Below are 7,836 nucleotides of genomic sequence, written 5' to 3'. Positions count from 1 at the left end.
TTTTGTAAAGATTTATTTCAAAATTTCCAGTAAAAATAGGAATTTATTGATTTCTACCTTATCTTAATCTAATCTTGTGAATCCAAGGGCTATCGCCCATTAAAATTTTTGAGATGCGAAACTTCTGTTGTACTAACATCTTATATAATATCTAGTATTAATCTTTCATACTTTTCAATGGGAGAAATATGTATGTCTTTCATGACTACTTTTCTAGATAATAATTCTTCTATTTGATACTCAACTTCATGTATAGTATTTTCATAGATAGTTTTTCTAATGACCTCTACAGTCTTCTGATATTCTCCAGTACTTAATAATGTAGACTCTAAAGTCGTAAGATTCTCCTTTGAAAATATTTCTATTGTCTTTCCTTTTATTAATACCTCAATGTTTTTTGCTCCTCTACCAGTGGCTTTTTTCAAATATTTAGAATACAAGTTTCTAATTTCAAGTTCCATCTCATTTTTAATTTCCGGGGTTAAGATATTATCACTATTAATCACTAATGAATCTTTACTATCTTCCAAAATTTCAGTGGATATCTGTATCAAATTTTCTATAAGAATCTTAGTATCTATAGGTTTTATTAAGTACTTTTCTATCTTTAGGTCTACTGTTTCTAAAATAGTATTAGTATCGGATAATGCCGAAGTAATAATAAAAGGACATTTATGTCCATCTTTTCTTAACTTTTTCATCATTTCAATTCCACTTATATCCGGCATTACTAAATCTGTTATTATTATGTCTGGGTTATGTTCAATAAATTTTTCAATTCCATCTTGTCCGTTTTCAGCTGTAATTACTTTTCCCAGTCTCTTTTTTAAAAACCTATATACTTGTTTCCTTGTTATAGCCTCATCTTCCACATACAAAACCTTCATTTTTTTTAATAAATTACCTTCTTCCATATTAAACCTCCTCTACATCTAAAGGAAAACCTATTACCAGTTCATTTTTTATTTCTGTATTTGTTAATTTAATAAAACCATTCATCTTATTATGTATAATATTGTTAAACATAGATAAATGATTTAAACACAATTTAAAATGCCTATACTTACTTTTATCAAATATAATTTTTATATTAAATAGAATATTTTTTTTATTTCTATGTATCTCTATAGATATTTTTCTATTATAAATATCTAATACATTCTTACAGTACTCTATAATATCAAAGAATATGCAATACATAATTTGAACAAATTCATTTGATGAGCCATATTTTCTAATTTTTTCTCCCATAATGACATCAATTTTTATATGATCTTTTTTAATTTTTTCCTCCATAATTTCAAAAACCATATTGAGATATTTTTCCACACTAAAAAAATTTTTTTCATCATTCATTTCAAAAAAAGACCTGAATTTCTCTATTTTATCCGAAAGACTTTCCATGATTTGCCATATTTCTTTATAGTATTCATCTAATATCCCAGAATCATCAACATCTATTTCATCTATAAGATTTATAATGGAGAAATTTAAGCTATTTAATGGTTGTCTCCAAGAGTGGGATAAATTGGTTATAACATCTGACATACTCATAATCTTATCATTGTAGTTTTTTATATCCTCTACAGTATTTTTTTCTTTTTTCAAATTTAATTCTCTATTGACATTACTTATTACAAGTAGTACTTTTATTAAATTTTTTTCTCTTGTCAGAGTATAACTATTCACTTTATAAAAAGTACCATAGCATTTTTGCATGTCCTTTAGATTAACTATTTTATAATTATTATTTTCTTTCCTTAAAATAATGCTAATATTCTCTTTATCAAAATTATAAAATCCCTTCTTTACAAGATTATAATATAACTCTGAAAGTTCATCTTTTATATCTAAAATATTAATCCCTATAACATTTTGTTTTTCAACTTTAAGATAATTTAAGTAGACATCATTAACGTCATCTATATAACATTTAAATTCTTCATCTTCCATTTTCCCGTGAACTTTTAATGTGAAATTTTGTGATTCAATTATATAATCTCCTATATTTTTTATTTGAGTATCTAATGACGGCTTTATTTTCTCCACAAATCCCCCTCCTTCGGCGAAATCATTTTTGTATTAACACATATTTAAATTTAACAAATAACTAATATATTTCTTTTAAACACTTTATAATGTAATCTACTGTTCTGTCAATAGTGTTTTTTATTATATAAACTATTATATAACAAAATATAGTATAGAGTTTCCTCTATACTATATTTTAGAAAAGATAAATAGATCTTTTTTACAATGAAACTGCTATTATACTTTAAGACTTATTGGCATATGCTAATTTGTATGGACTCTTTTTTGTACCTGTTCCTTCTTTTAAACTTATTTTAGATAAGTTTAAGTATAAAGCTGGTCTAACTCCTATTTCCCCCGCATAGACCTGTACTGAATCACATACAGTCCAATACCCTGATAAAACCACCGAATCCTCAGAATCACCCATGGGTGTACGGAACCAATAGGGTGCATTTTCATCCTCTGACAAATAACTTTTACTGTGATAAACGAGATAATTTACTTCTGCATTTTCAAGAGCCTGTTTTGTGGGATAGGCATTATAATCCCATTTTCTATCAAGAACATATTTTTTCACTTCTCGAACTGACAATAGAAATACAGAGTCCTTTATATTTTTATAATACGCATTATTATAATAATGTTCAGCTCCTAAATATAACTTACTATACTTTTTATTTCTTTCCTTCCAATGTAGTTCATAGTCCGCAACTAATGGTTTACTTCCTCCAGTTCTTTCATTATAGTCTCTTTTAGCAAGAATCACTCTATGTTCAATGGGTAAAATGCTTTTTTTCTCATTTTTCGTAAATCCATATAAAAAGCCCGATTCTTTGTCATAACAATTTCCTTCCACATTATCTTTGGATGGAGCTTTATTGGAATACCTCACCTTTTCTTCCCCACTATTAAGCCATGTTCTAATAGTAGATCTTTCCCAATTATTCTCATTTGTATCATAGGCTTTTAAAGTCAAAATATTATTTGAGAAAAGAAGAGGATTACCATCTTCATCAATATTAATAATTCTCCACAAAATTGGCTCTCCATAGTAATTTCCAAAATAAATATAATCTCCAATTTTTATGTTATTTTGTGCAAACACATAGCTGTCTTTTTTGATTGGAACAAGGCTGAAAAGTAATGTAAATACTAAAAACATCACCATTGCTTTTCTCATACTTTCCATCTCCTAAATTATAAATTTATACTTTTGATAAAAAATCTTTATCAAGTTGTATATGTATAATTTTACCTTATTTTTCTATATTATTCAATAGTGTAGGTAGACTTATAATATTATTTTCATAAAATACTCCGTCTTTTGAGGGCTTAATTTCTATAACCTTTATAATGGAATCTGTATTAATTTCTCCATATACATGGGGAAATTCTTCCCCTTTACCTTTTAAGTCTTCACTTTTCCATTCTGACGTTAAAAGGTCAGGGTCAATACAAAGTAGCATAACCTTTTTCTCGTTTTTGAAATGTTTATTTAAAACCCCTGTAGTTTGCCTAGGATAACTACAATGGATAAATCCTTCTGTATCCAAATCTTTACTGGCAAAACCATCTTTATCCTTAATTTTATTCCATTCTTCATATGTGGCCGTATATATAATCATATATTATTTCCCTCCTACAATCATCTGAGTTTTTGGTTTATATACTATATCCTTATACTTAAGATCATAACTTAATTTTTCTATATCTTTTTTTATGTCTTGAACTTTTTTATTTCTATAGTTATTTTTACTTCTGGTAACTTTACAGTTCTAATTTAAACAAGTTGTGAAGTTTCCAGTTCCTTAATAATTAATTAAAAATATAAAACCAACCTAAACTACATACAGTCCAGATTGGTTTTCTAAGCACTAAATATTTATTATTCTAGTATAAAATTTCTATTTCACTATCTTTCTTTAACCTCTCAACAATTTTATTAGTTTCCTGTTGCATTTTTTGAGATTTAGCCTGTTCTTTAATTTGAGCTTTCACTTCTTCAAATTCTGGCATATCTTCACTCTGCTGGGCATATGAATCATAAATTTCTTTCAACTCTTCTTCTGTTATTGTAACTTCTCCAACTTGGTCATCTATATATTGTTGTGTTTTCCCTCTATTAATAATCTCTTCTTTTAATTGAGCTTCTGTAGTCCCATTTTTATCTAATGCCTCTTTGAATTGATCATCATTTTCAAATTGACCTTTTACTTTTTCTAATTCTTTATTAATTTCTTTTTCTGAAACAGTATAACCCTCTTTTTCTGCCTGTTGTCTAAGTAATTCCTGACCAACCATACTATTTAAAACTTGTTTCTCTAATTGTTCTAAAAGTTGCTTACCTTGCTCACTACTTAAGTCCATCCCTTGCTGTGCATACATAGACTTTATTTGATTAACAGTTGCTTGGAAATCAGCTCCTGCAATTTCTTCTCCATTTACGATAGCTACAACTTCTTGTGGTTTTTCTTGATCTTTTTGATCTTTTTGCTCTTCTTGCTCCTTTTCTCCCTGTTGCTCTTGCTTATCTGGTTCCTGTGATTCTTCTGTGTTTGTGCATCCTACTACACCAAATATTAGCATAGCTGCAGCTAATAACACTACTAATTTTTTCTTGATTGACAAACTAAAAACTCCCTTCAACATCTATAATTTAAAAATCAAAATCTAATCAAGAGTATATCACTAATCCACAAATAATAAAAGAAAATAAAACTGTTGTTTACAAAATGTTTACATTTTATTAGACTATTATATATAAGTTACTTCTTAGTTTTAGATATCTTGTTAGATATTTCTTTGTAAATCTCTTCTACAATAGAATCTTGTATCTGCATATTATTCCACAATTCTTGAGCTTTAATTGCTTGCCCAACTAGCATATATAGACCATTAACTACTTTTAGTCCTTCCTCTATAGCCCACTTTAAAAAAAGTGTTTTTTCAGGATTATAAATTAAATCTATCGCTATATTAAACTTTGATAAAATATCTTTTCCAACAGGGGCATAATCAACCTTTGGGTACATGCCACATGGGGTAGCATTAATGACTATATCTCTTTTTGAAAAGTTTTTTAATTCTTCATAGGATACTATAGTATATCCCTTTATTTTATCTTTAGCCCTATCAACATTTCTACTAACTAAAACTACTTCCTTACTCTCTTCGTCTGATAAATATTGTAAAACAGCTTTAGTTACTCCTCCGGTTCCCAATACTACCACACTCTTATTCTTTACATTAATTCCGTATCTCTTTAACATCATCCCAAAGCCATAATAATCTGTGTTATAACCAATAGCTTTATTATCTTGAAAACAAATGGTATTAATAGCACCAATTTTTTCTGCTTCTATTGATAAGTCATCTAAAAAACTCATAACATCTATTTTATAAGGAATAGTTACATTAACACCCTTTATTTTTAGTGCTTTCATTCCTTTTATTCCATCCTTTAAATCTCCTTTATCCATTTCAAACAAATGATAATAACCAGATATGTTTAGCTTTTTAAATATCTCTCCATGTATTTGAGGCGAAAAACTATGACCTAATTTTTCTCCGATAAGACCGTACAATGATTTCAAAATTATTCCTCCTTCATAATATATACTTCCAGTGTAAGGGACAGTTCATTTTTTTAAAGACTTATTGAAAGGGACAGTTCATTATTTAAACTTACATTTTAAAATTATAGTCTGAAAAATTTATAATTTTATAATATTTTTCCCTTCAATCATATAATTATCCTAAGCTTGTCCAATTCTACTTTAAATAATATCATTTTTTATATAATTAATTATAAAAATTTTTTTATAACTAATTTTTATTTAGTCTTTAAACCTATAAAATCATCAACTATATCTTTATATTTTTCCTCCTCACATATTATTCTCGAACCCATGCTACATAAAGTAGAAACCCTAGATTGACTCACATTTCCCATCAATTTACATATATCCTTAAGCCTTACATCACAATACCTATTTAATAAAAGTACAAGTACCGCTTTACCTTCTGTTACTTCCCTTCTATATCTTTCGGTTAAACTCCTCTTAGGTATATTAGTATAGTTAGACACAAATACTATTACTTCTTCAGGAGTATAATTCCTAGCTATTATATGTCTCTCACTTCTATACTCTGTTTTCTGATCTTTAAACTCAATATGTCTCTTCATTTTTTTATCATTCTTACTTTCAATATATATTTTCATAAAATCCCTACATCTTCTTTGAGCTACCTTAGAATCTTGGCTAAAAATACCCATCATAAAGCTCATATCTACTAAATAATACCTATTTTCTACTATTCCCATATATATTCCAAAGCTAGAATATGGGTATCTTTCTTCTTGTCCTTCCCAACCGGGTATGTCCTTGCAGTTATTATGTATATATCCGAAACAAACTTTTAAATATTTATCATCTTCAATTATTTCACTTCTAAATCTGTCGGCAAACAAATGACCCCTTCTCTCATATCTAATATTATATCCCTGGGCATAGGATTGGTTTATTCTTTGCATGAACTTAGATACGTCAGAGCCATTTGCATCTATCATAAAATGGGCATGACTGTCCATAAGGCAATAGGCATAGACCTTAAAATCAAATATCTTTTGATATTTTCTAATTATACCTAAATAAATTTCTTTGTCCATATCTTTTTTAAACAATTTTGAATCTCCTACACTTTTAACCATTATATGATATATGGATTCACAACTTTTATGCCTAGCTGTTCTTGGCATAATATCACTCCTTTTCTATTATTAAGTGATATTATGACCAAGGAAGAAATTTATATACTTCTTTTTTATAATGAACTGTCCCTATAAAAAATCTCTAGCTTTTTACTTTTAAAAAACTAGGTCTTATTTCTCTTTCTTCTTTATAATTCCATATATTAATCTGTCTTCAAACTTCTCTGTTCTAATATTGTATGCCGCTTCCTTTTTCATCCCTTCGACTTTAAATCCTAACTTAGTGGTTAATTTAATCGAGCCTATATTATTAGGATGTATCGATGCCGCTATTCTATGTAATCCTATTACTTCAAATGCATATTGTATAACTTTTTCACCAACTTCACTCATTATATTTTGCTTCCAATATTTTTTATTAAGCATATACCCTATCTCTCCACTAAAATTCCAACTATCAAAGTGATGAAGTGTAATTAATCCCACTACTTTATTATCATTTCTACTAACTATACACCAACGAATAAACTTTTTATCTTTATATCCTCTTTTAAAAAAACTTACTGCTTTTTTCCCTTGGTCAATGGTTTCCATAGGTTTTATTTGCTGATATTTTACTGCTTCTTCATCAGAATAAATATCATATATTTCTCTAAAATCACTTTCCTTTACCTCTCTAAGTATAAAGCGGTTAGTCTCTAATTCGGGAAATGCATTAAATGCTATTTTAAAAATGTTCATAAGTACCTCCCATTTATTAAATTTAAGTCCTAAAACTTTAATTATCCATTTTTTATTCACGGCATAAAAAAAAGAGACACTAAATTAGTAATCAATAACTAACCAACGTCTCGCCTCTTCAAAATATTTTTAATATAATTAGAACTATTTTTATCTTTAGGACATGTCTTAGTCTATATTATATCATTAAATTAATTCTTTGGCTACTAATTCCTATGACATCTCACGGGAATCGCATGAAGATTTATTCAAACCAAAACTTTCATCCGAAAATTTTTAAAAGCGACTAGCGTCGTATAAATATGAGATAAGATGTTAACTAATTTTGAAAAGAAGTATAATGTCTAACC

At 27.8% G+C, this 7,836-nt stretch carries 8 protein-coding genes; all 8 read right to left on the bottom strand.

The window, feature by feature from the left end; translation table 11 throughout:
* Positions 1–140: 140 nt before the first annotated feature.
* Positions 141–914 carry a Na-translocating system protein MpsC family protein gene (locus V6137_RS19850; RefSeq protein ID WP_425449705.1) on the bottom strand — a complete coding sequence of 258 codons (774 nt, stop codon included), beginning with the start codon at positions 912–914 and terminating at the stop codon, positions 141–143.
* A 1-nt stretch (position 915) separates the two neighbouring features.
* Positions 916–2,049: a hypothetical protein gene (locus V6137_RS19845; protein ID WP_425449704.1), complete on the bottom strand. Its 1,134-nt coding sequence runs from the start codon at positions 2,047–2,049 to the stop codon at positions 916–918.
* A gap of 226 nt (positions 2,050–2,275) precedes the next feature.
* A complete protein-coding gene (locus V6137_RS19840) occupies positions 2,276–3,214 on the bottom strand; it encodes a DUF6273 domain-containing protein (RefSeq protein WP_425449703.1) in 939 nt (312 codons plus the stop codon).
* Between the two features lie 76 nt (positions 3,215–3,290).
* A complete protein-coding gene (locus V6137_RS19835) occupies positions 3,291–3,659 on the bottom strand; it encodes a DUF952 domain-containing protein (RefSeq protein ID WP_425449702.1) in 369 nt (122 codons plus the stop codon).
* Positions 3,660–3,924: 265 nt separating this feature from the next.
* Positions 3,925–4,662: a SurA N-terminal domain-containing protein gene (locus tag V6137_RS19830; RefSeq protein ID WP_425449701.1), complete on the bottom strand. Its 738-nt coding sequence runs from the start codon at positions 4,660–4,662 to the stop codon at positions 3,925–3,927.
* A 137-nt stretch (positions 4,663–4,799) separates the two neighbouring features.
* Complete coding sequence (gene aroE / locus V6137_RS19825) at positions 4,800–5,627, bottom strand: shikimate dehydrogenase (RefSeq protein ID WP_425449700.1); 828 nt, start codon at positions 5,625–5,627, stop codon at positions 4,800–4,802.
* A 239-nt stretch (positions 5,628–5,866) separates the two neighbouring features.
* Positions 5,867–6,793: a transposase gene (locus tag V6137_RS19820; protein WP_425449699.1), complete on the bottom strand. Its 927-nt coding sequence runs from the start codon at positions 6,791–6,793 to the stop codon at positions 5,867–5,869.
* Between the two features lie 123 nt (positions 6,794–6,916).
* Entirely contained in the window at positions 6,917–7,486 is a 570-nt protein-coding gene (locus V6137_RS19815; protein ID WP_425449698.1) for a GNAT family N-acetyltransferase, read from the bottom strand.
* Between the last annotated feature and the right edge of the window lie 350 nt (positions 7,487–7,836).

Origin of the sequence: Dethiothermospora halolimnae, assembly GCF_037577855.1 — a bacterium.
Taxonomy (GTDB): domain Bacteria; phylum Bacillota; class Clostridia; order Tissierellales; family VENL01; genus Dethiothermospora; species Dethiothermospora halolimnae.
This window is presented reverse-complemented; position numbering and strand designations above follow the sequence as displayed.